Here is a 24112-nt window from a genome sequence, read left to right as displayed (position 1 = left end):
GATTTGTCGACAGTCTGAAGGAAAGTCACTGACTTTCCTTTTTTTTGATTGTGGACCCTCATATAGGGTAAAATAATATGTTGTGAGACATCCACTGTCCAAAATTTCCTTTTGTTCATAAAAATATTAAGATTGAGGGATAAGGCAGAGGGTGGGATATTCTATGGTGAAAATATACATCATTGAACTTTCACTAGATATTATCGTATAGTTATAGTAGTTAGTCATAATTTTGTTGTATGAGGGGTGTAACTCAATGTTAAAAGTTCAAGAAATTCGCGAATTAATAAAATTGGTGGACCAATCGAGTATTGATGAGTTTGTATATGAAAACGAAGGTTCAAAAATTAAAATGAAAAAAAATGTTTCTGCTACATATGTTTCACAAGTTAGTGCTGCTCCATCTGTAATTGAAACTGTACCAACTTCAGTAGCACCAATCGTTCAAACCGCAACACCATCGGCTGCCGTTCAGGAAGTAAGCCAAGAAGATCAAAAGCAAGAACCTGTAAAGCAAGCCGATACAACAAATCTTCACAAAATTGTCTCACCTATGGTTGGAACTTTCTATGCTTCACCAACACCAGATGCTGACGCTTATGTTAAACAGGGATCGAACGTCACAAAAGATTCCATTGTGTGCATTGTAGAAGCAATGAAATTATTCAATGAGATCGAAGCGGAGATTGACGGAGAAATCGTTGAAATCCTCGTTAAAGATGGACAATTAGTAGAATACGGCCAGCCTTTATTTTTAGTAAAGCCATAAGTTAGGAGCGATAACAGGATGATAAAAAAACTGTTAATTGCAAACAGAGGGGAAATTGCAGTTAGAATTATTCGTGCATGTCGAGAAATGGGTATTGAATCCGTAGCTGTATTCTCTGAAGCAGACCGCGAAGCATTACATGTTCAGCTGGCAGACGAGGCCTACTGCATAGGACCAACTTCATCAAAAGACAGTTATTTAAATGTAACCAATCTTATTAGTGTAGCGAGGTTAACAGCTTGTGACGCTATCCACCCAGGTTATGGGTTCTTAGCCGAAAATGCTGATTTCGCAGAGCTTTGCCGGGAATGCAATATTACATTCGTCGGTCCAAGCCCTGAAGCGATTACAAAAATGGGTACAAAGGATATTGCAAGGGAAACCATGCGGGAAGCCGGTGTTCCAATTGTCCCAGGGTCAACTGGGATTATTAACGACATCGATGAGGCGCTTGAACTTGTGAAAAACATCCAATATCCAGTAATTATTAAAGCCACAGCTGGCGGAGGCGGCAAAGGAATTCGTGTTGCCAAGAACGAACAAGAATTAGTAAAAGGCATTAGTATCACACAGCAGGAAGCGATGACAGCCTTTGGAAATCCTGGTGTCTACATTGAGAAATATATTGAGGATTTTCGTCATGTTGAAATACAAGTCCTTGCTGATTCCTATGGTAACACTATTCATTTAGGAGAAAGAGACTGTTCCATTCAACGCAGACTCCAAAAGCTTCTTGAAGAAACCCCATCTCCAGCATTAGATGGAGAGATAAGAGAAGAGATGGGAAATGCGGCTGTAAAAGCTGCGAAAGCAGTTGATTATTCAGGTGCCGGCACGGTAGAATTTATATATGACTACCGCAATCGGAAATTTTATTTTATGGAAATGAACACACGAATTCAGGTGGAGCATCCTGTAACGGAAATGGTCACCGGAATAGATCTCATTAAAGAACAAATCCGAGTGGCTTCTGGAGAGAAACTAAAGTTGAATCAGAAGGATGTAACTTTCACTGGATGGGCAATCGAGTGTCGGATTAATGCCGAAAACCCGGAAAAGAATTTTCTTCCATCAGCCGGAAAAATCAACATGTATCTTCCACCAGGTGGATTTGGTGTACGAATTGACTCAGCAGCATATCCAGGGTATACGATTCCGCCATATTACGATTCCATGATTGCAAAAGTCATTGCATATGGCGCAAGCAGGGAAGAGGCAATTTCAAGAATGAAACGTGCTTTAAGTGAATTTGTTGTAGAAGGTATCCATACAACCATTCCATTCCATTTAAAACTGCTCGATCATGAAAAATTTGTAGAAGGCAGCTTTAATACAAAATTCTTGGAATTGCATGATGTGATGAAGTCTCATTAAAAATTGGAGGTGCTATGAATGAGTGAATTTAGTGTCTTGGAAATGGAACAAGGCAATAACGGACATGGGAAAGTTGAAATTGCTCCTGAAGTAATCGAAGTTATTGCAGGTATTGCTGCATCTGAGGTGGAAGGTGTTGCTGCGATGCGTGGGAATTTCGCAACAGGTGTGGTTGAACGGTTAGGGAAAAAAAACCACGGAAAAGGCGTTAAAGTGGAACTAACCGAGTCAGGAATAAAAGTTGATGTTTATTGCATGATGAAGTTTGGAATATCCATTCCATCTGTTGCAAGTAAAGTTCAGGATAATATTCGGCAAGCATTGCTGAATATGACTGCTCTCGATGCTGAGGAAGTTAACATTCATGTAGTGGGCATACAATTTGAAAACCAAAAGAATGAACCAGAGATTATTGACACGGAAGTCTAAATTATGGAAACCAAAGGAGTTTATTCCTTTGGTTTTTCTATTTTTGGAATATAGTTTTAAATAAAAGTGCTTACATAATGGAAAAATAACAAGGTTAGAGTGCGAATCATTTTTAGTTATGCTATTATCGTTAATGTGAAACCTATTCTATGACTTATTACCATTGATGTGTATGAAAAATAGACAAAATTTAATTAATTTCTCTAAAGGAGTTAAATGTATAATGAAAAGAAGAACAGCAAGGGAAAAGGCATTGCAGGCACTTTTTCAAATTGATATAAGTAATACTGAGCCTTCAGCCGCAATTGAACATGTACTGGAAGGGGAGGCGGGGGACGAATATCTTACTAGTCTCGTTCTAGGGGTAATCGAACAAAAAGCCGCAATTGACAATTTAATCAGTGAAAATCTAGAAAAATGGTCGATGGACCGCTTAGCGACAGTTGATCGAAATTTATTAAGAATAGCTGCCTATGAAATGAAATTCTTTAGAACAGAGGTCCCAGAAAATGTTATTTTAGACGAAGCCATCGAAATAGCAAAAATATATGGTGATGACCAATCAAGTAAGTTTATTAATGGTGTCCTTTCAAAAGTAAAAAATAAGCTGCAAAACAATTAATGATTTGAGAATTAAGTGAAGGGTGAAGAGAAAATGACCGCTATAATTATTAATGGAAAAGAAATTGCAGAAAAGAAAAGAATCGAAATAGCTGAAGAAGTTAGCAGGATAAAAAGACTTGGGGTAACACCAGGACTTGCGGTTATCCTTGTTGGAAATAACCACGCTTCTCGGACATATGTAACAAATAAAGAAAAAGCTTGTAAAGAACTAGGAATGAATTCTGTTTTAATTGAATTGCCAGAGGAGATTTCTGAAGAGGAGTTACTGTCTAAAATTGATGAGTTAAATAATGATATTAATATTCATGGAATCTTAGTTCAGTTACCTATTCCTAAACATATTGATGAGAAAAAAGTGATTGAATCGATTTCCCCTCTTAAAGATGTTGATGGATTTCACCCAATAAATATTGGCAGAATGATGACAGGGCAGAATGCCTTCCTCCCATGTACTCCTTACGGAATTATGGTCCTCCTAGAAGAGACAGGTATTTCAATAGCTGGGAAGCATGTTGTTGTGGTTGGGAGAAGTAATATTGTAGGCAAGCCGGTGGGACAATTATTCCTTAATCAGCATGCAACTGTTACATACTGTCATTCGAAAACAAAAGATTTAAAGTTTCATACAAATCAGGCGGATATCCTGATTGCTGCTGTTGGTATAGCTAACTTTATTAAAGCTGAGCATGTAAAAGATGGTGCTGTCGTCATTGATGTAGGTATTAACCGTAATGAAGCCGGAAAGCTTTGTGGTGATGTTGATTTTGCTGAAGTGTCCGAAAAAGCCGGATACATTACACCTGTTCCTAAAGGTGTGGGTCCGATGACAATTACGATGCTTATGTATAATACCCTAAAATCAGCTGCAGAGAGTCTTGACCGCAATTAGAGGGGAAATTGTCCTTATCTGTTATTTTAGATAAGGACTGTTTTTCGCTAATCGAAGTGTTCTTTATTATTGGGTAAAAAAAGGAGTTACATATGCAGGAACAAAGATATTTAACTGTGAATGCTCTAACCAAGTACATAAAAAGAAAATTTGATGCAGACCCGCATTTACGAGATGTGCATGTAAGAGGTGAAATTTCAAATTTTAAACAGCATTCGAGCGGACATATGTATTTTACCTTAAAGGATGAAAGGGCCCGAATTCTTGCCGTTATGTTTTCAAGTAACTCTCGTACTATGAAATTTACACCCGAAAACGGCATGAAAGTGATCGTAAAAGGTGAAATTTCGGTATATGAACCAAGTGGTCAATATCAGATCTATATCAAAGAAATGCTTCCAGATGGAATTGGGGAATTGTTTTTAGCTTATGAACAGCTTAAACAAAAACTTGAATTAGAAGGGTTATTTGCGCTTGAAACAAAAAAGACGATACCATTATATCCGAAAACAATTGGTGTGATTACTTCGCCCACAGGGGCTGCCATTAGAGATGTCATTACTACCATTAAAAGGCGATATCCTATTGCAAATATTCTTGTCTTTCCTGCCCTTGTACAAGGTGAAAATGCTGCACCATCGATTGCCAAGGCTATCTCTCAAGCAAATAGTATGACCGGAATTGATGTGCTAATAGTTGGACGAGGCGGAGGTTCCATTGAGGAATTGTGGGCCTTTAATGAAGAACTCGTTGCACGTACAATTTTTTCTTCAGATATTCCTATCATTTCAGCCGTTGGACATGAAACTGATTTTACCATTGCCGACTTTGTCGCAGATTTACGTGCACCTACACCAACTGGTGCAGCTGAACTGGCAGTTCCGCATATTGATGAGTTAATGGAAAGAGTCTTGCAGCGGCAGACTCGCCTTCTTCGTTCAATGAAAGGGAAATATCAGTTAGAAAAAGAACGGTTAACACGTGTTCAGAAATCCTATGCCTTTCGTTATCCACATCGACTATATGAACAAAAACTAGAGCAGGTTGATAAACTAACTGAACTGCTTGTCCGTGGTGCGTCTAGGTTGTCTCAAATTAAAAAAGGGCAACACGAAACTCTTCATAATCGCTTACAAAGGAACCATCCGAGCCAATCTTTACACGAAGCAAATAAACGATTAGATCATACCAATAAAGAAATGAAACGTGCCATGCTCCAGGTATTTTCAAAAAAACAAACTGAATTTGAACGAATTCTTTCCACCTTAGGGGCATTAAGTCCTTTAAAAATTATGGAACGTGGCTATAGTTTAGCATATTCGGAAGAGAACAGACTGATAAAAAGTATTCATCAAGTGAGTATGAATGAGCAAGTTCAGATTCAATTAACGGATGGCAGTCTATTTTGCAAAGTCGAGAATATTAAGGAGAGTGAAAAACGTGAAGACTGAAAATAAACTATCCTTTGAAGAAGCGATGACTAAACTAGAGCAAATAGTGGATAAGCTTGAAGAAGGTGACGTACCTTTAGAAGAAGCGATTATCTTCTATAAAGAGGGTATGGAGTTGTCCAAACTTTGCCATGATAAATTGAAAAATGTTGAAGACCAATTAACACAGATTATTACGGAGGACGGTCGAACAGAGAGTTTTACTATTGACGAGGAGGTATAAGACTTGGGAACCGGGTTACTAGATGCATTTGCACAAGAATATAAACTTCTGCTTGATTCAGAGCTTCTGACTCTAGTTAATAAGCTTGATGCCCCCCCAATCATAAAGGAATCGATGATTTATTCCCTTGAAGCAGGTGGCAAACGTATACGCCCATTATTACTATTCGCTACTTTAGACTCATTTGGAGTTGAGCCGCAAAAAGGGCTTTTTGCTGCTTCGGCTATTGAGATGATCCATACATATTCTCTCATACATGATGACTTGCCCAGCATGGACAATGATGATCTAAGGAGAGGAAAGCCGACAAATCATAAAGTTTTTGGTGATGCAATAGCTATTTTGGCTGGAGATGCATTATTAACTTATAGTTTTGAGGTAATAGGGAACATTCCCCCTGAGATTGCATCAGATGCAACGAAACTAAAATTAGTGATTGAATTAGCAAAGGCTGCAGGCACAGAAGGAATGGTTGGCGGCCAAGTGGCCGATATGGAGGGTGAAGGGAAATCCTTAACTTTAGAAGAACTTGAGTATATACACATACATAAAACAGGAAAATTGCTAAAGTTTAGTGTTCTTGCAGGTGCGATTATGGCAAATGCAACACAAGATCAATTAGAGAACCTTTCATCATTTGCCCATCACTTAGGTCTCGCTTTTCAAATTCAGGATGATATTCTTGATTTAGTTGGGAACCAACAATTAATTGGGAAGCCTGTTGGCAGCGATACTAATAATCATAAAAGTACTTATCCGCAGTTGTTAACATTAGAAGGGGCAACTGCAGCATTGCATAAACAAATCAATCTGTCAAAGAAGTATTTAAGCCTGACAGAATTGAATACAAACCTACTTTTGGAAATAACTGATTTAGTTGCTTCAAGAGACCATTAATATACGGAATTTGAGGCATTGAAATAAGTGTGTTATAATTATTTTCATTGTAGAAAACGTTGTCAATGCCGTTATCACTCAAGTGTTAGCGGCTATTTTTTAATCAGAGTTAAATTTTCTGAATGTGTCCTTTTTACACAGCTACTAAACAGAGAATGCATAAACGTATGAAAGTGAGTGGTCCAAAAATGGATCTATTATCAATAAAAGACCCGTCCTTTTTAAAAGGCATGTCGAATACCGAATTAGAGGCTTTAAGTCAAGATGTCCGAAAGTTTTTGATTGAAAAGCTGTCTGTTACTGGAGGCCATATTGGACCAAATTTGGGTGTTGTTGAATTAACTATTGCTTTACATAAATGTTTTAACAGTCCTACGGATAAGATTATTTGGGATGTGGGACATCAATCCTATGTTCATAAAATTTTAACTGGCAGGGCTTGTGAGTTTGATACATTGCGGCAGTATAAAGGCTTATGCGGATTCCCGAAACGAACTGAGAGTGAGCATGATGTATGGGAAACTGGTCATAGTTCCACATCTCTTTCAGCGGCGATGGGGATGGCTATAGCTAGAGATTTAAAAAAGGAAAAATCTTTTGTTATTCCTGTGATCGGTGATGGTGCGTTAACTGGTGGAATGGCGTTGGAGGCCTTAAATCATATCGGACACGAGAAGAAAGACATGATTGTTATCTTAAATGATAATGAGATGTCAATCGCGCCTAATGTTGGTGCCGTTCATAATATCCTTGGCCAATTACGCACAGCTGGAAAGTACCAATGGGTTAAAGATGAATTGGAAGTACTACTGAAAAAAGTACCTGCAGTGGGTGGGAAATTAGCCGCAACTGCTGAGCGAGTGAAAGACAGCCTTAAATATTTATTTGTTTCAGGAATGTTTTTTGAGGAACTAGGTTTTACCTATCTCGGTCCAATTGATGGTCATAATTTTGAAGCGTTATTTGAAAACTTCAGCTATGCCAAAAAGACAGAAGGACCAATCCTTCTGCACGTCATTACTAAAAAGGGAAAAGGTTACCAGCCAGCGGAAAGTGACAAAACAGGGACATGGCATGGAACTGGACCTTATAAAATGGACACAGGTGCTTTTGTTAAGCCAGCAAAAACACCACCGCCAGCCTGGAGCAGTCTTGTAAGTGAAACCGTTCGTAAGCTTGCTCGCACTGATCACCGAATTGTTGCGATTACACCAGCGATGCCTGTTGGTTCCAAACTTGAAGGCTTTGCAAGTGAGTTCCCTGAGCGTATGTATGATGTCGGGATTGCTGAGCAGCATGCTGCGACAGTTGCAGCTGGTTTAGCTACACAAAATATGAAACCTTTTCTTGCTATTTATTCAACCTTTTTACAACGAGCCTATGACCAAGTTGTTCACGATATTTGCAGGCAAAATTTAAATGTCTTTATGGGAATTGACCGTGCCGGTTTGGTTGGCGCAGACGGAGAAACCCATCAAGGTGTGTTTGATATAGCTTTTTTAAGGCATATTCCCAATATGGTATTAATGATGCCAAAGGATGAAAATGAAGGCCAGCATATGGTATACACCGCACTGAATTATGATGACGGACCGATTGCGATGCGATTCCCGCGTGGAAATGGACTTGGGGTTCCAATGGATCAGGAATATCATAAAATTCCAATTGGTACATGGGAAGTTCTTAAAGATGGTGATGATGCAGCAATCTTAACCTTTGGAACTACCATACCGATGGCGTTAAAAGCTGCTGAGATCCTTAATAAGAAGGGGATATCTGTCAAGGTTGTCAATGCCCGTTTTATTAAACCATTGGATGAAAAAATGCTAACTAATCTCCTTTCAAAACATATGCCGATTCTCACCATTGAGGAGTCTGCATTACAAGGCGGTTTCGGGAGTGCAATTCTTGAGTTTTCGCAAAACCATGGCTTTTATCATTCACACATTGACAGAATCGGAATACCAGACAAATTTATCGAACATGGGGATGTTAACTCCCTTCTTGAAGAGATTGGTTTAACAACCGAAGAGGTAGTCAAAAGAGTTTCCATTCTAGCTAGAAAAAAACAACAAAGGGCTTAAAAAATGAAAAATAAAGAACGGTTAGATGTATTACTAGTAGAAAGAGGATTAATCGAAACAAGGGAAAAGGCAAAGCGGTCAATTATGGCAGGGCTTGTTTATTCTAATGAAGAGCGTTTGGATAAACCTGGAGAGAAAGTGAAAATTGATATCCCGCTTTCTATAAAAGGAAAAGTGCTTCCATATGTCAGCCGCGGGGGATTAAAGCTTGAGAAGGCTTTAAAAGTTTTTGATGTCAGTGTTGCAGATAAAGTACTCTTAGACATTGGATCGTCTACAGGAGGCTTTACAGATTGTGCACTTCAAAATGGAGCAAAGATGTCCTATGCCTTGGATGTAGGTTATAATCAACTCGCCTGGAAACTTAGACAGGATGAACGAGTTGTAGTGATGGAAAGGACCAATTTCCGCTATGTCACACCTGCTGATTTAATTGGAGAAATGCCGAATTTCGCCACAATAGATGTTTCCTTTATCTCGTTAACTTTAATCTTGCCAGTTTTAAAAACACTTTTAGTTACTGGAAGTGATGTAGTGGCTCTGGTTAAACCACAATTTGAAGCAGGCCGTGAACAGGTTGGGAAAAAGGGAATTGTCCGAGACGAGAAAGTGCATCTTCAAGTAATTGATAAAATCATAAATTTTGCGGTCCAACAAGGGTACACGATTAAAAACTTATCCTTTTCACCAATTACAGGTGGTGATGGGAATATTGAATACTTGCTTCATTTAAAATGGGAAGGCGAACGGGAAACGGGCTACAATCAATTACCTGTCACACCTGTTGAAATTGTAAAGGACTCCCATTTGGAATTTAAAACAAAACAAAATTCAGAAGGATAGGCAGAGGCTTATCCTTCTCTTCGTATTCAAGGCCCTTAATCCGCAGCCATTTTTTAAAGAAAAAATGTACAAGTTTATTAAAATCGGCTAACATATGGGTAGAAGCACGTTTTAGTACATAATACATAGATAAACTTTTTTAATGATTATGGGGTGAGATAATGAATAAAGGCCAACGTCATATTAAAATAAGAGAAATTATTGCAAGTAATGACATAGAGACACAAGATGATTTAGTGGATGAACTGAAGAATGCGGGCTACAATATAACCCAAGCGACGGTTTCAAGGGATATTAAGGAGTTACATCTTGTTAAAGTTCCCTTAAGCGACGGAAGGTATAAATACAGCCTGCCTGCCGACCAAAGATTTAATCCATTACAAAAATTAAAAAGATCATTAATTGATGCGTTCGTGCGAATCGATGCAGCAGGTCACTTGCTTGTCATGAAGTGCTTGCCAGGTAATGCAATGGCCATAGGCGCATTAATTGATAATCTGGATTGGGAAGAAATATTAGGAACCATCTGCGGTGATGATACGATGTTAATTATTTGCCGAACTCCAGAGGATACTGAAGTAATCACTAATCGGTTCCTAGATATGCTTTAATTGGGGGAATGTTCCTTGTTAGCAGAATTATCTATTAAAAATTTCGCTATTATCGAAACCTTGTCTGTAACTTTTTCAAAGGGATTAACGGTTTTAACGGGAGAGACTGGAGCAGGAAAATCAATCATTATTGATGCTATTCATTTATTAGTTGGCGGCAGAGGGTCTGCAGAGTTTGTTCGGCATGGCGAGGAGCGTGCCGAAATTGAAGGACTTTTCCAGCTGGATGATAGTAAGCATCCTGTTATTGCTAAAGCTCTTGAATTTGGCATCGATATTGATGAAGGAATGGTTATATTACGACGAGATATTTCCCAGTCGGGTAAAAGTATTTGCCGGGTGAATGGGAAGTTAGTGACGATTGCTACTCTTAGGGAAATTGGGTCAACACTTGTTGACATTCATGGTCAGCATGAGCATCAGGAATTAATGGATGAGTCGAGACACTTAACCTTGTTAGATCAATTTGGTGCGGATGATATTTATCCTTCTCAAGGGGAATATCAGCAGGTTTTTCGGCGTTATGAGCAAACATTGCTAAGGTTAAAAGCATTAAGTGAAAATGACCAACAGACTGCCCATCGGCTCGATCTTATTTCGTTTCAATTGGATGAGATCCAAAATGCAAATTTAAAGATAAATGAAGATGAAGAACTTTTTGAAGAAAAAAGAAAACTGAATAATTTTGAACGAGTGTTCGAAGCTCTTCAATCGAGTCATAACGCCTTACAAGGGGAACAAAAGGGGCTTGATTGGATTAGTATGGTAATGGGGCATCTCGAGGATGCTGCTGCCATTGATAGCGCATATAAGGACATGTATGAAGCGGTTTCAAACAGCTACTACCAATTGGAGGATGCTGCACGGTCCTTAAGAACTGAATTAGATGCATTAGAGTTTGATCCGCAGCGGTTGCACGAAATTGAAGATCGCCTAAATGAAATTAATCGCCTAAAACGGAAATACGGTAAAACCATTGATGAAATATTAGAATACGCTAGAAATATTGAAGAAGAAATTGAAACATTACAAAATAAAGAAACGCATATAAGCGAATTAGAAAAAGAATTAGCCTCGATAAAAAAAGACTTAATGCTAGAAGCAAAACAATTAACGGAAATTCGTCTAAAATGGGCTGACAAACTTACAAAGTTAATACATAAAGAGCTAAAAGAGTTGTATATGGCGAAAACCGTTTTTGAAATTCGCTTTGAGTCTAACCCAATGCAGTTTACCAAAAATGGGGTGGACCATGTCGAATTTTACATATCAACTAATCCTGGTGAGCCACTAAAGCCTTTATCAAAAGTTGCTTCAGGAGGGGAATTATCACGAATTATGCTGGCATTAAAAAGTATTTTCTCTCAGCATCAAGGCGTGACTTCAATTATTTTTGATGAAGTAGATACAGGGGTGAGCGGCAGGGTTGCTCAGTCTATTGCTGAGAAGATCTATAAGGTGGCAAGCCTTTCCCAGGTTTTATGTATTTCGCATTTGCCACAGGTTGCTGCGATGGCCGATATACACTTGTTTATTTCCAAACTTATTAAAGGCGGAAGAACAAAGACTTCTGTTACTCCATTGCAGCTTGAAGATAAAATTAATGAAATCGGCCGGATGATTTCTGGATCCGAAATAACCGACCTCACTAAAAAACATGCTGAAGAATTATTATATTTAGCTGCAGAGAGTAAGAAAAGCGGCAGTGGAGCACTGACCCGACTTCATCGTTAGTTTTAGACATTTTTCCATTCAGAAAAGCTATATTTACTATATTTTTAATAAAAATTGTAATGCTATCCATTTCGGGTAGCTTTTTTATGTTGAACCAAGTTATAAATGATTGTCAAGGAGGCAAAATTAAAGATGTAGCCATTTAAGTTTAATGAAAAGAAGCGAGGAGAGTGAAAAAATTTGAAGTTAGAACTAATTAGAAAGATTATTGGTGGAATTCTCCTTGTTTCATTAATTAGCCTTATTTTTTTTCAGCCTATACAGCAATATCTCGCGATACCCAAGACTATTACGGTTTTCGAAGGACAAGACTATACTTTTCAAAAGGCTGTACCGGTATCAGCCTCTTTGGTTTCTCAAAATTCAAATATCACTTTGGATGAAGGAAAACACACGGTTTCAATGGCGGCATCTAAAAATGGTAAAAATGAAATGCTGTTAGAATATGCGGGGATACCGATCAAGAAGGTAGATGTACGTGTATTAAAAGATTTTAGGGTTATACCAGGCGGACAGTCGATTGGAGTGAAGTTAAATACCGTAGGTGTATTGGTAGTGGGCCACCATTTAATCAATACCATATCGGGAAAAAAGTCTCCAGGTGAAATTGCAGGGATAAAAATTGGGGATATCATTACAGAAATAAATGGTAATAAAATAGAAAAAATGACGGATGTGGCACCATATGTGCAAACTGCTGGACAAGAAGGTAAAGCGCTCAATATGGTTATTAGTCGAGAAAGTGGAAAATTTACTACAAAACTTACCCCATTAAAAGAAAAAGGGGAAAACAATTATAAGCTTGGTTTGTATATTAGGGATTCTGCAGCAGGAATTGGAACAATGACATTTATTCACCCACAATCAAAAAAATATGGTGCCCTAGGGCATGTAATATCTGATATGGATACAAAACAACCGATCGTTGTAGAGGACGGCCAAATTGTCCGTTCCACGGTTACTTCTATTGAAAAAGGGAGTAACGGAGACCCGGGTGAAAAGCTTGCACGCTTTTCGTCGGACCGTGAGATAGTTGGGAATATCCAAAAAAATAGTCCATTTGGAATTTTTGGAGAGATGGTCAAAGATTTAAAAAATGGTGTTATGGATAAACCACTGCCGATTGCCTTATCGCATCAGGTAAAAGAAGGACCTGCTAAAATTTTAACGGTTGTAAATAATGACCGAGTAGAAGAATTTGATATTGAAATCGTAAGCACAATTCCGCAAAAGTTTCCAGCAACCAAAGGCATGGTAATCAAAGTAACCGATCCTAAACTCCTTAAAAAAACAGGAGGAATTGTTCAAGGGATGAGCGGTAGCCCAATTATTCAAGATGGAAAACTAATTGGCGCTGTTACACATGTTTTTGTTAATGATCCAACCTCCGGATACGGAGTACACATCGAATGGATGTTAGATGAAGCTGGAATTAACATATATGAAATGCCAAAAAATAAAGCAAGTTAACAATTGGGAGCAAAATAGGAAAAATCCCTATTTTGCTTTTTTTACATTGACTGTGTTCCAGGTTAATGTTGAATTTTGACACTTTGTTGATTGAAGTGCCTGGAACGGAAATCAACAGCCAAGTTTAACACAGCTATTACATAAAAGTTTTTCGACAAAAATAACCCAAACATTGGAAAAAACGCGTTTTACGTCGAAAAGGTGAGAAAAACAAAGAAAAGATAAGATTTTATCACTATTTTAAGAAATATTAAAAAAATGAGAGGAATTTTTGTTGCATTGTCGAATTTCTAATTTAGAATATAATTAGGAGAATACAACTGATTAGGAATGTAAGTTGAAATAGAGGTTATGATTTGAACCCTGAGGAGGAACTGGAAGTGAAGAAAATCAAAGTATGTGTCGTTGATGACAATAGGGAACTAGTAGGATTATTAGAGGACTTTATTTCGTCCCAGGATGATATGGAAGTTGCAGGGATTGCCCACAATGGTCAGGAATGTTTAGAAATGTTATCGCAAACGGATCCTGATGTTCTAGTTTTAGATATAATCATGCCCCACCTAGATGGCTTAGCAGTATTAGAGCGCCTCCGTGAAATTAAAAAAGGAGTTTTGCCGAATGTAATCATGTTAACCGCATTTGGACAGGAAGATGTTACGAAAAAAGCGGTTGAACTTGGTGCATCCTACTTTATTTTGAAACCATTTGATATGGAGAATCTAGGCAGCCATATTAGACAAGTTAGTGGAAATACTAACTCTTTTACCCGAAAATCTACATCCTCCACCTACCGTACTCAAACTGAACAAAAACCTAAAAACTTAGATGCCAGTATTACAAGTATTATTCATGAAATTGGTGTCCCAGCCCATATTAAAGGGTACTTATATTTACGAGAAGCCATCTCCATGGTTTATAATGATATCGAACTTTTAGGTTCCATTACGAAAGTGTTATATCCAGATATCGCCAAAAAATACAATACGACTGCAAGCCGTGTGGAACGAGCCATCCGTCATGCGATAGAAGTAGCTTGGAGCCGTGGAAATATTGATTCTATTTCCTCGCTGTTCGGTTATACGGTCAGTATGTCTAAAGCAAAGCCAACCAATTCCGAGTTCATTGCAATGGTTGCTGACAAGCTTCGTCTAGAACATAAGGCGTCTTGAACAGAATAACAATGAGAAAAGCCTTCATCACAAAAATGAAGGCTTTTCTCATTCTTTAAAGTTGAATCAAGCTTTTTAGAGAATTATTTCTTTTCATTCTCTAGTTCCATTAGTTTTTGAATAAGAATATGTTGAGGCATATGCATAAGCTGTTCTATCGGAACATTTAACTTTTGGGAAAGCTTTATGGTCGTTTCAGGTGATAACTGTAAGGGTTTCATTAGTAATCCTCCTATATTGAAGTTGGGAAGTGAAAAGATGACTCAAATTTTTGCGCACCGTGGTTATTCCGCTTCTTTTGCCGAAAATACACTAACAGCCTTTATAGAAGCAGAAAAAGCCGGAGCTGACGGATTAGAATTGGATGTACAATTAACTAAGGACGGCGAAATAGTTGTCATTCATGATGAAAAAGTTGATCGAACTACGAATGGTAAAGGGTTTGTCAAAGATTTTTTATATAAAGATTTAAGAAAGTTGAATGCGAATAATAAAAACAGCAAAATGGAACCAATTCCAGCATTAACGGAAGTGTTGGAGTGGCTATCTACAAATAAATTATTATGTAATATTGAACTCAAAAATGGACTTATTCCCTATAGAGGGTTGGAAGAAAAAGTCATTCAGCTTATTTACAAATATAAGTTAGTGGATAGAATTATTATTTCCTCTTTTAATCATTATAGTATTGTCTATACCTACAGTATCGCACCGGAAATAGAAACAGCTCCTCTATTTCTTGAGGGAATCTACATGCCATGGGTCTATGCCAAAGCGATTCGAGCAAAAGGGATTCATCCCAAACATTCTGCGATATCTGATGAAATTATCATTAAAACCATTGAAAATGGGATTGCTGTACGACCTTATACAGTAAATAAAGAAGTAGATATGCAGCGTCTGTTTAATATTAATTGTACGGCACTTATTACTGATGACCCGGTTAAGGCGTTAACAATACGAAAGCAATTTGAAAAGAGACCGTAGGGGCCTCTCTTTATTTTTTTGCTGTGTTGTACTTGTTTGTTGATTTCCGTTCCAGGAGCTTCGCTTTCCGCGGGCGTTGCGTGGAGCCTCCTCGGCGCTTTCAGCGCCTGTGGGGTCTCCCCTGCCCCGTACTCCCGCAGGAGTCTTCGCTCCTTCCACTCCCAATCAACAAATCAGCATTAACCTTTAACACAGCCTATTTTTTAAATCTCTTTTGAACTTTGCTTCTTTTTCGATCGCGGTGGAAAATAAATCCTGCGACGAAGCCTAGTCCTCCGATAAAAAAGATTAATCCAGTTAGAAATTGAAGTAATAAATTAGGAAATGGTGCTTGTACTATTCCGAATAACATATCACGCATTAATTTAATGCCAATAGCAGCTAGGATACCTGGAATTAATACAATCAAGAGGGCAATAATTCGCTTCATAAATAAATCCTTCCAATATTAAATTTTGCAAAGTGAAAGCCGTAGTTTGATTATATCTCAAGAAAATATTATTACATAGAAATAATTTGTCAATAATTGTGATTGAAGTTAAAATGAATATGAAAAAAGTTGCATGGATTTCCTAAATATTATGAAAAAAATTTCTTATGAGAGGTATTTAAATGCAAAACGTAATGATTGTTGGTGCAGGAAAAGGTGGTACGGCAATCTTAAAAATCCTAAAAGAATCTGAGGTTTTAAAGGTAAGTGTTGTCGTTGATCGGAATTTAAATGCACCTGGCATGTTGTTAGCCCGCAAAGAGGGGATAAATACTGGGACAGACTGGCAGCCTTATTTAACTGACCAGATTGATATTATTATCGAAGTTACTGGAAATGAGGTAGTATTCCAAGAGCTAAGAAATACAAAAAGTAAACAGACCGTTTTGATTCCAGGAAGTGTTGCCTTTCTAGTTGCAAAGATTATGGAAGAAAAAGAAGATCTCATTGAAAAGCACAAAAATGAATCCTACCAGCAAGAACTTATTTTTAATGCAACTAATGACGGAATGGTTGTTATTGATAAATATGGTAAGGTCATTTTATTTAATACCCGCGCACAAGAAATTATCGGTGTCACAAAGGAACAGGCAATTGGCAAATATGTAGTCGAAGTTATTCCTACAAGCAGGCTCCCTTTCATCCTTGAGTCAAGAAGAACAGAAGCAAACCAAGAACTGGTTTTAGAAAATGATCGAAAAATTATTACTACGAGGATTCCTATTATCGAGGAAAATGGCACCTTGATAGGAGCGTTTGCTGTCTTCAAAGATATCACTGAAGTGGTTAATCTTGCAGAGGAACTTACAGATTTACGGGAAATTCAAACGATGCTTCAGGCCATTATTCATTCTAGTGATGATGCCATTTCTGTTGTGGATGAAAATGGCAGGGGAATTCTTATTAATCCTGCTTACTCACGGATTACAGGTCTTACACAGGAACAAGTAATAGGCAAACCTGCCACAGCCGATATTTCTGAGGGCGAAAGTATGCACATGAAAGTACTGCAAACGAGAAGAGCTGTTCGCGGGGTACCAATGAGAGTGGGACCCAGTAAACGAGAAGTTATTGTGAATGTTGCTCCAATTATTGTAAAAGGAAAGTTAAAAGGCAGTGTTGGTGTTATCCACGATATGTCTGAGATGAAATCTTTAAGCAGGGAATTAAATCGTGCACGCCAACTCATTCGCAAACTTGAAGCGAAATACACCTTTGAGGATATCATTGGCCAATCCGATGAAATGATGCTGGCGATAGAACAAGCAAAATTAGGAGCAAAAACCCCTGCAACCGTCCTCCTGCGAGGTGAATCGGGTACAGGGAAGGAACTGTTTGCTCATGCCATACATAATGCCAGTGACCGAAAATATAACAAATTTATCAGGGTCAATTGTGCTGCCATTTCGGAAACCTTGTTGGAAAGTGAACTATTTGGCTATGAAGAGGGTGCTTTTTCGGGTGCAGTGAGAGGCGGAAAAAGAGGCTTTTTTGAAGAAGCAAATAATGGGAGTATTTTTCTTGATGAAATCGGTGAGCTTCCAGTGAATACGCAGGCAAAGCTGCTCAGGGTTCTGCAAGAAAAAGAAATCATCCGAGTAGGCGGAACAAAGCCTATTTCCATTAATGTTAGGATTATTGCGGCAACTAATGTCAATTTAGAAAAAGGTATTGCTAAAGGCTCCTTTCGGGAAGACTTATATTATCGATTAAATCGTATGCCAATTCATATTCCGCCATTAAGAAAACGTATTGAAGAAATCCCTCTTTTAAATGAGCGGCTAATTCAAAAAATAAGTCAGGACTATGGAAGGAATGTAGAAGGAATTACCCCGTCTGCATTGAAGCAATTAATGGAATATGACTGGCCGGGAAACGTACGAGAATTAGAAAATATTCTTGGAAGAGCAATCATTTTTATGAAATTTAATGATCAGTTTATAGATGTGCAGCACTTACCGGAATTAAAAAATCAACAAAACCTAACGGAATCATCTGTAAGCAATCATACTGATTCCGTAGTTATGGATCGTACATTATCAGATATGATGGAAGAATTTGAGGCTAAAATTATTAAGCAGACACTTCTTCGTTTAAATGAGAATAAAACATTAACAGCAAAAACGCTTGGATTGTCTGTAAGGAATTTATATTATAAGATTGAAAAATACAAGATTGAAAAAAATAGCATGCAATAAATTTCATGTTTGAAAAAAAATGCACGCTTTAATGTGAATAGTAAAGCGTTTTCATAAACTGTGATTTGGCATGGAAATTGCATATTATAGAATGGGAGTTGCAGTAAAGGAGAAAGGGTTGATGACAACTTGTTGCTTGATTCACTAATTGACAAAGCAGCCCAAGAACGTATAAACACCGTTGCAGTTGCTGCGGCAGAAGATATAGAAGTCATTGAAGCAGTTATCGCTGCTTTAGAACAAAATCTTGCAAAATTTATTCTTTTCGGTAACGAAGAAAAAATCAAATCCATTATAAAAGAAAAACACCCAAACATTAGCGATCTTAATTTAATAGTTGTCAATGCTGATTCAATTGCTGCAGCGGCAGAATTAGCTGTAAAGGCAGTTTTTAATAAAGAAGCAAATGTCCTGATGAAAGGGAATATTCCCACAAATATTTTTTTAAAGGCAGTCCTGAATAAAGAGCATGGACTGAGGACAGGAAATGTTTTATCACATATTGCTGCATTTGAAGTTCCTGGTTTCAATCGTTTTACAATCATTACAGATGCTGCAATGAATATTGCCCCAGATTTAGAAATGAAAGCACAAATTATTAAAAATGCAGTTTCCGTTGCAAGGTCAATTGGTATAGAAATACCGAAAGTGGCACCTCTAGCTGCGGTGGAGGTAGTAAATCCGGCTATGCAAGCTACATTAGATGCTGCTGCATTAACGGTAATGAATAGACGAGGACAGATTTTGGACTGTATTGTGGATGGTCCATTAGGATTAGATAATGCTGTGTCAATGCTAGCTGCAGAACATAAAGGGATTCATAGTGATGTAGCTGGAAATGCAGATATTTTATTAGTACCAACCATTGAAGTTGGCAATGTATTATATAAATCATTAATTTATTTTGCAAATGCAAAAGTGGGCGCCGTTATTGCCGGAGCAAAAGTACCAATTGTGTTAACATCCAGATCAGATTCTGCTGAAAGTAAGCTTTATTCAATTGCACTAGCGGTATGCTGTGCTACATCAAAATAGATAGTCAATCATTTGAGGAGGAATTTTACATGGAAATTTTCAAATACCTAGAACAATACGATTATGAGCAAGTGGTATTCTGTCAGGATAAACAATCAGGATTAAAAGCAATTATTGCTATTCATGATACAACCCTAGGGCCGGCTTTAGGTGGAACACGGATGTGGACGTATGCATCTGAAGAGGCTGCCATTGAAGATGCTCTCAGACTTGCTAAAGGAATGACTTATAAGAATGCAGCGGCTGGGCTAAATCTTGGCGGTGGTAAAACTGTTATCATCGGCGATCCAAGAAAAGATAAAAATGAAGAAATGTTCCGTGCATTTGGCCGTTACATTCAAGGATTAAACGGCAGATATATTACTGCAGAAGATGTCGGTACAACAGTGGCTGATATGGATTTAATTCATGAAGAGACAGATTTTGTAACTGGAATTTCTCCAGCGTTTGGTTCATCTGGTAATCCATCCCCAGTAACAGCATTTGGTGTATACCGCGGTATGAAAGCAGCTGCGAAAGAGGCATTTGGATCGGATTCTCTTGAAGGAAAAGTAGTGGCTGTTCAAGGTGTTGGAAATGTTGCTTATACACTTTGCGAATATTTACATGAAGAAGGGGCACAGCTGATTGTAACTGACATTAATAAAGAGGCAGTTAACCGTGCGGTTGAAGCATTTGGTGCTCTAGCTGTTGATCCTGATGAAATTTATGGTGTGGAATGTGATATATATGCCCCATGCGCACTCGGAGCAACGATTAATGACGAAACCATTCCACAGTTAAAAGCAAGAGTGATTGCTGGTTCAGCGAACAATCAATTAAAGGATACCCGTCACGGTGATATTATTCATGAAATGGGTATCGTTTACGCCCCGGATTATGTAATTAATGCTGGAGGCGTAATCAATGTGGCAGATGAATTGTATGGTTATAACCAAGAGCGCGCAATGAAAAAGGTTGAACAGCTTTATTCTACCATTGAAAAAGTAATTGAAATTTCTAAACGTGACGGCATTCCAACATACGTAGCGGCAGACAGGATGGCAGAAGAAAGAATTGCAAGAATTCGTAATTCAAGAAGCCAATTTCTCCAAAACGGTCATCATATTTTAAGTCATAGAATATCAAGATAATCAACCTTTGACAAAAAATAGTATTTGGAAAGCGCTGAATGGGAATTCAGCGTCTTTGCCTTTCATGGGGCAATTAGGTTGAAAAATAAAATTGGAGGTCAAATACGTTGCACGATAATGAATATCGGATACTCGTCATCAACCCAGGCTCGACATCCACGAAAATTGGGGTTTTCGATAATGATATTTCTATTTTTGAAAAAACAATTCGTCATGATTCTGAGACAATCAACTCTTTTGCAAATATTATTGATCAATATGAATTTAGAAAAACAACAATTTTGGAAACAATGGATAATGAAGGGATCAATTTTTCCAAACTATCGGCTGTATGTGCACGTGGGGGATTGCTGCGTCCGATCGAAGGGGGTACCTATGCAGTTAATGATGTGATGTTAGCAGATTTACGATCTGGTTATTCAGGGCAGCACGCATCCAATCTTGGCGGAATCATTGCTTATGAAATTGCTTCTGGTTTAAATATTCCTTCTTATATCGTTGATCCAGTTGTTGTGGATGAGCTTGAACCAATTGCAAGAATATCTGGATTTTCCTTAATTGAAAGGAAAAGTATTTTCCATGCATTGAATCAGAAGGCCGTTGCAAGAAGAGTTGCCAAGGAGTTAGGAAAAAGATACATCGACTTAAACTTAATTGTAACCCATATGGGTGGCGGTATTACAGTGGGTGTCCATAAGCAAGGGAAGGTCATTGATGTAAACAATGGTCTTCATGGGGATGGCCCCTTCAGTCCAGAACGATCCGGTACCGTTCCTGTTGGGGATTTAGTGTCCCTTTGTTATTCTGGAGAATATTATCGGGAAGAAATTATGAAGATGCTGGTTGGTCAAGGCGGCCTTGTAGGTTATCTTGGCACCAATGATGCGGTAAAGGTAGAGCAGCGAATAGCAGCAGGCGACAAAGAGGCAATGCTTATTTATGACGCAATGGCTTATCAAGTGGCTAAAGAAATTGGGGCTGCTAGTGCTGTTCTCTCTGGAAAAGTGGATGCAATTGTTCTAACTGGGGGCCTCGCATACGGGAAAGGATTTGTGAAATCTATTACCGATAGAATCAATTGGATTGCTGATGTAATGGTTCAACCGGGTGAAAATGAACTACAAGCACTTGCTGAGGGTGCGCTTCGGGTCTTAAGAGGCGAAGAAGAGGGGAAAATTTATCCTGGGAATTTTAAAACAGTTAAAATTTAAGGTTATGGGGAGGAAAAAAGAGTGGCACAAGAATATGATTTGGTAGTTCTTGGCGGGGGAACTGGCGGCTATGTCGCCGCTATTAGGGCCTCACAGCTTGGTTTAAAAACAGCGATTGTTGAAAAAGGGAAACTTGGCGGGACCTGTCTGCATCAAGGGTGTATACCAAGTAAAGCACTGCTTAGGAGTGCTGAGGTTTTTGCAACTGCAAAGAATAGTGAGGATTTCGGGGTTATTACTAGTGATGTATCAATAAATTTTGGTAAAGTACAAGAAAGAAAAAATAAAATTATTGACCAACTTCATAAAGGTGTACAACATTTAATGAAACAGGGTAAAATCGATGTCTATGAAGGAATAGGCAGAATCTTAGGACCGTCCATTTTTTCTCCTATGCCAGGAACTATTTCAGTTGAAATGAATAACGGGGAAGAAAACGAAATGCTTCTTCCTAAAAACGTGATCATTGCAACAGGATCAAGACCAAGGACCCTTCCAGGTCTTGAGATTGATCGTGAATATGTCATGACATCTGATGAAGCATTGCATTTAGAAACACTACCTAATTCTATTATTATAGTTGGTGGTGGCGTAATTGGAATAGAATGGGCGTCCATGCTTCATGATTTCGGTGTTGATGTAACAGTTATTGAGTATGCTGACCGTATTATTCCGACAGAAGATAAAGAAATTTCAAAAGAAATGCAGCGTTTAATGAAGAAAAAAGGAATTAAACTGGTAACGAGTGCAAAAGTCCTCCCTGAAACAATGGTAAAGGACAATGGTGTTACGATTTCTGCAGAAGTAAAGGGTACAGTGAAAGAATATAAAGCTGAAAAAATTCTTGTTTCTGTAGGTCGTCGGGCAAATACAGAAGGAATTGGCTTAGAGAATACAGAAATACAAGTAGAGAATGGTTTTATTGCAACAAATGAATTCTTCCAAACAAAAGAATCACATATTTATGCGATTGGCGATGTAATTGGGGGATTACAACTTGCCCATGTGGCATCGCATGAAGGAATCATTGCTGTCGAACATATTGCCGGAAAAGATCCTTCGCCAATGCAGTATCATTTAGTTTCTAGATGTATCTATAGCAACCCTGAGGTTTCTAGTGTGGGAATAACAGAAGACCAAGCGATAGAAAACGGTCATAAAGTCAAAACAGGGAAGTTTTCTTTCCGAGCGATTGGGAAAGCGCTTGTGTTTGGAGAATCGGACGGATTTGTGAAAATTGTTGCGGATGAAGAGACCAATGATATTCTAGGGGTGCATATGATTGGACCACATGTAACTGATATGATTACGGAAGCAGGACTTGCGATGGTATTAGATGCGACCCCTTGGGAAATTGCTCATACAATTCATCCACACCCAACTCTTTCAGAAGCCATTGGTGAGGCAGCACTTGCCGTTGATGGGAAAGCGATTCATTCTTAAGTGATTTTTTTCATTCGAACATTAGGAGGTAAGAAATAGATGACAGAAAAGCGTCATGATGCTTTAGGTTTAAATGACGGAAAAGTATTGGAAATGTACGAAACTATGCTATTGGCCCGCCGTATTGATGAGCGGATGTGGTTATTAAACCGTGCCGGGAAAATTCCCTTCGTTATATCCTGTCAAGGGCAGGAGGCAGCACAAGTAGGGGCTGCATTTGCGCTTGATCGTGAAAAAGATTATGTTCTTCCGTATTATCGTGATATGGGTGTGGTCTTAACTTTTGGTATGACTCCGAGGGAATTGATGCTTTCAGGTTTTGCAAAAGCGGAAGACCCTAACTCAGGCAGCAGGCAAATGCCAGGTCACTTTGGCCAAAAGAAAAATCGGATTGTCACAGGTTCTTCTCCTGTAACAACTCAAGTTCCACACGCTGTTGGAATTGCCCTTGCCGGGAAAATGGAAAGAAAAGATCTCGTAACTTTTGTAACTTTCGGAGAGGGCTCTTCTAACCAAGGGGACTTTCATGAGGGCGCCAATTTTGCAGGTGTACATAAACTTCCTGTTATTTTTATGTGTGAAAATAACAAATACGCAATTTCCGTTCCAATTGAAAAACAATTGGGGTGTGAAAAAGTTTCCGACCGTGCGATAGGTTATGGTATGCCAGGGTTCACTGTTGATGGAAACGATCCACTAGAGGTTTATAAAGCAGTGAAGGAAGCAGCAGAGCGTGGTCGACGCGGTGAAGGACCAACGTTAATTGAAACCATTTCTTATCGTCTAACGCCGCACTCTTCTGATGATGATGACCGTTCCTACCGTGCACCAGATGAGGTTGCCAAAGCAAAAACCCAAGATCCAATTATTACCTTTGGGGCATATTTAAAGGAAACAGGTGTCATGGATGATGCGTTAGAAAAAGAAATTAATGACCGCGTAATGAAGCTTGTCAATGAGGCGACAGAATATGCAGAAAATGCACCGTACTCTGCACCTGAAGATGCGCTGAAATTTGTTTATGCGGACTTGTAAGGGGGATGAA

At 38.5% G+C, this 24112-nt stretch carries 23 protein-coding genes; 21 read left to right on the top strand and 2 right to left on the bottom strand.

The window, feature by feature from the left end; genetic code table 11:
• Positions 1-256 precede the first annotated feature (256 nt).
• From accB to spo0A, 14 genes are all read left to right on the top strand, one after another.
• The gene (gene accB, locus COJ96_RS16625) at positions 257-769 is read left to right on the top strand and encodes an acetyl-CoA carboxylase biotin carboxyl carrier protein (RefSeq protein ID WP_098574927.1); all 513 of its coding nucleotides are present in this window, start codon (positions 257-259) and stop codon (positions 767-769) included.
• Positions 770-787: 18 nt separating this feature from the next.
• Positions 788-2143, top strand: coding sequence for an acetyl-CoA carboxylase biotin carboxylase subunit (gene accC, locus COJ96_RS16620; RefSeq protein ID WP_098574926.1), 1356 nt, complete (start codon positions 788-790; stop codon positions 2141-2143).
• Between the two features lie 18 nt (positions 2144-2161).
• Positions 2162-2572, top strand: coding sequence for an Asp23/Gls24 family envelope stress response protein (locus tag COJ96_RS16615; protein WP_098574925.1), 411 nt, complete (start codon positions 2162-2164; stop codon positions 2570-2572).
• A 223-nt stretch (positions 2573-2795) separates the two neighbouring features.
• A complete protein-coding gene (nusB, locus tag COJ96_RS16610) occupies positions 2796-3194 on the top strand; it encodes a transcription antitermination factor NusB (protein ID WP_098574924.1) in 399 nt (132 codons plus the stop codon).
• Positions 3195-3227: 33 nt separating this feature from the next.
• Complete coding sequence (gene folD / locus COJ96_RS16605) at positions 3228-4085, top strand: bifunctional methylenetetrahydrofolate dehydrogenase/methenyltetrahydrofolate cyclohydrolase FolD (RefSeq protein WP_098574923.1); 858 nt, start codon at positions 3228-3230, stop codon at positions 4083-4085.
• Positions 4086-4177: 92 nt separating this feature from the next.
• Entirely contained in the window at positions 4178-5536 is a 1359-nt protein-coding gene (gene xseA / locus COJ96_RS16600) for an exodeoxyribonuclease VII large subunit (protein ID WP_098574922.1), read from the top strand.
• Positions 5526-5759 carry an exodeoxyribonuclease VII small subunit gene (locus COJ96_RS16595; protein ID WP_098574921.1) on the top strand — a complete coding sequence of 78 codons (234 nt, stop codon included), beginning with the start codon at positions 5526-5528 and terminating at the stop codon, positions 5757-5759. Before xseA ends, COJ96_RS16595 begins: the two co-directional genes overlap by 11 nt.
• A 3-nt stretch (positions 5760-5762) precedes the next feature.
• Positions 5763-6656 carry a polyprenyl synthetase family protein gene (locus COJ96_RS16590; protein WP_098574920.1) on the top strand — a complete coding sequence of 298 codons (894 nt, stop codon included), beginning with the start codon at positions 5763-5765 and terminating at the stop codon, positions 6654-6656.
• A 188-nt stretch (positions 6657-6844) separates the two neighbouring features.
• Positions 6845-8740, top strand: coding sequence for a 1-deoxy-D-xylulose-5-phosphate synthase (dxs, locus tag COJ96_RS16585; RefSeq protein WP_098574919.1), 1896 nt, complete (start codon positions 6845-6847; stop codon positions 8738-8740).
• 3 nt (positions 8741-8743) lie between these two features.
• Positions 8744-9583 (top strand): TlyA family RNA methyltransferase, encoded by an 840-nt coding sequence (locus COJ96_RS16580; RefSeq protein ID WP_098574918.1) that lies wholly within the window; start codon positions 8744-8746, stop codon positions 9581-9583.
• Positions 9584-9744: 161 nt separating this feature from the next.
• Positions 9745-10194: a transcriptional regulator AhrC/ArgR gene (gene ahrC, locus COJ96_RS16575; protein ID WP_098574917.1), complete on the top strand. Its 450-nt coding sequence runs from the start codon at positions 9745-9747 to the stop codon at positions 10192-10194.
• 15 nt (positions 10195-10209) lie between these two features.
• On the top strand, positions 10210-11928 hold the full coding sequence (gene recN, locus COJ96_RS16570) for a DNA repair protein RecN (RefSeq protein WP_098574916.1): 1719 nt from the start codon (positions 10210-10212) through the stop codon (positions 11926-11928).
• A gap of 180 nt (positions 11929-12108) precedes the next feature.
• A complete protein-coding gene (gene spoIVB / locus COJ96_RS16565) occupies positions 12109-13398 on the top strand; it encodes a SpoIVB peptidase (RefSeq protein ID WP_098574915.1) in 1290 nt (429 codons plus the stop codon).
• A gap of 380 nt (positions 13399-13778) precedes the next feature.
• Positions 13779-14570 carry a sporulation transcription factor Spo0A gene (gene spo0A / locus COJ96_RS16560; protein ID WP_098574914.1) on the top strand — a complete coding sequence of 264 codons (792 nt, stop codon included), beginning with the start codon at positions 13779-13781 and terminating at the stop codon, positions 14568-14570.
• Positions 14571-14653: 83 nt separating this feature from the next.
• Here the strand turns inward: spo0A and COJ96_RS16555 are convergent, their stop codons facing one another.
• The gene (locus COJ96_RS16555; RefSeq protein WP_098574913.1) at positions 14654-14791 is read right to left on the bottom strand and encodes a YycC family protein; all 138 of its coding nucleotides are present in this window, start codon (positions 14789-14791) and stop codon (positions 14654-14656) included.
• 37 nt (positions 14792-14828) lie between these two features.
• On the opposite strand from COJ96_RS16555, the gene COJ96_RS16550 reads away from it, so the two are divergent.
• Positions 14829-15557 carry a glycerophosphodiester phosphodiesterase gene (locus COJ96_RS16550; protein ID WP_098574912.1) on the top strand — a complete coding sequence of 243 codons (729 nt, stop codon included), beginning with the start codon at positions 14829-14831 and terminating at the stop codon, positions 15555-15557.
• Positions 15558-15753: 196 nt separating this feature from the next.
• Here the strand turns inward: COJ96_RS16550 and COJ96_RS16545 are convergent, their stop codons facing one another.
• Positions 15754-15987: a DUF2627 domain-containing protein gene (locus COJ96_RS16545; RefSeq protein ID WP_098574911.1), complete on the bottom strand. Its 234-nt coding sequence runs from the start codon at positions 15985-15987 to the stop codon at positions 15754-15756.
• 182 nt (positions 15988-16169) lie between these two features.
• Here COJ96_RS16545 and COJ96_RS16540 point away from each other — a divergent pair, with 182 nt between their 5' ends.
• From COJ96_RS16540 to COJ96_RS16515, 6 genes are all read left to right on the top strand, one after another.
• Positions 16170-18245 carry a sigma-54 interaction domain-containing protein gene (locus tag COJ96_RS16540; RefSeq protein ID WP_098574910.1) on the top strand — a complete coding sequence of 692 codons (2076 nt, stop codon included), beginning with the start codon at positions 16170-16172 and terminating at the stop codon, positions 18243-18245.
• Between the two features lie 129 nt (positions 18246-18374).
• Positions 18375-19280 (top strand): phosphate butyryltransferase, encoded by a 906-nt coding sequence (yqiS, locus tag COJ96_RS16535; RefSeq protein ID WP_098574909.1) that lies wholly within the window; start codon positions 18375-18377, stop codon positions 19278-19280.
• A 29-nt stretch (positions 19281-19309) separates the two neighbouring features.
• Entirely contained in the window at positions 19310-20413 is a 1104-nt protein-coding gene (bcd, locus tag COJ96_RS16530; protein ID WP_098574908.1) for a branched-chain amino acid dehydrogenase, read from the top strand.
• Between the two features lie 107 nt (positions 20414-20520).
• Entirely contained in the window at positions 20521-21624 is a 1104-nt protein-coding gene (buk, locus tag COJ96_RS16525; RefSeq protein WP_098574907.1) for a butyrate kinase, read from the top strand.
• A gap of 21 nt (positions 21625-21645) precedes the next feature.
• Positions 21646-23067, top strand: coding sequence for a dihydrolipoyl dehydrogenase (gene lpdA / locus COJ96_RS16520; protein WP_098574906.1), 1422 nt, complete (start codon positions 21646-21648; stop codon positions 23065-23067).
• Positions 23068-23106: 39 nt separating this feature from the next.
• Positions 23107-24102, top strand: a complete 996-nt coding sequence (locus COJ96_RS16515) for a thiamine pyrophosphate-dependent dehydrogenase E1 component subunit alpha (RefSeq protein WP_098574905.1) — start codon at positions 23107-23109, stop codon at positions 24100-24102.
• Positions 24103-24112 lie beyond the last annotated feature (10 nt).

Source organism: Bacillus sp. AFS073361 (assembly GCF_002567005.1).
Taxonomy (GTDB): Bacteria; Bacillota; Bacilli; order Bacillales; family Cytobacillaceae; genus Neobacillus.
This window is presented reverse-complemented; position numbering and strand designations above follow the sequence as displayed.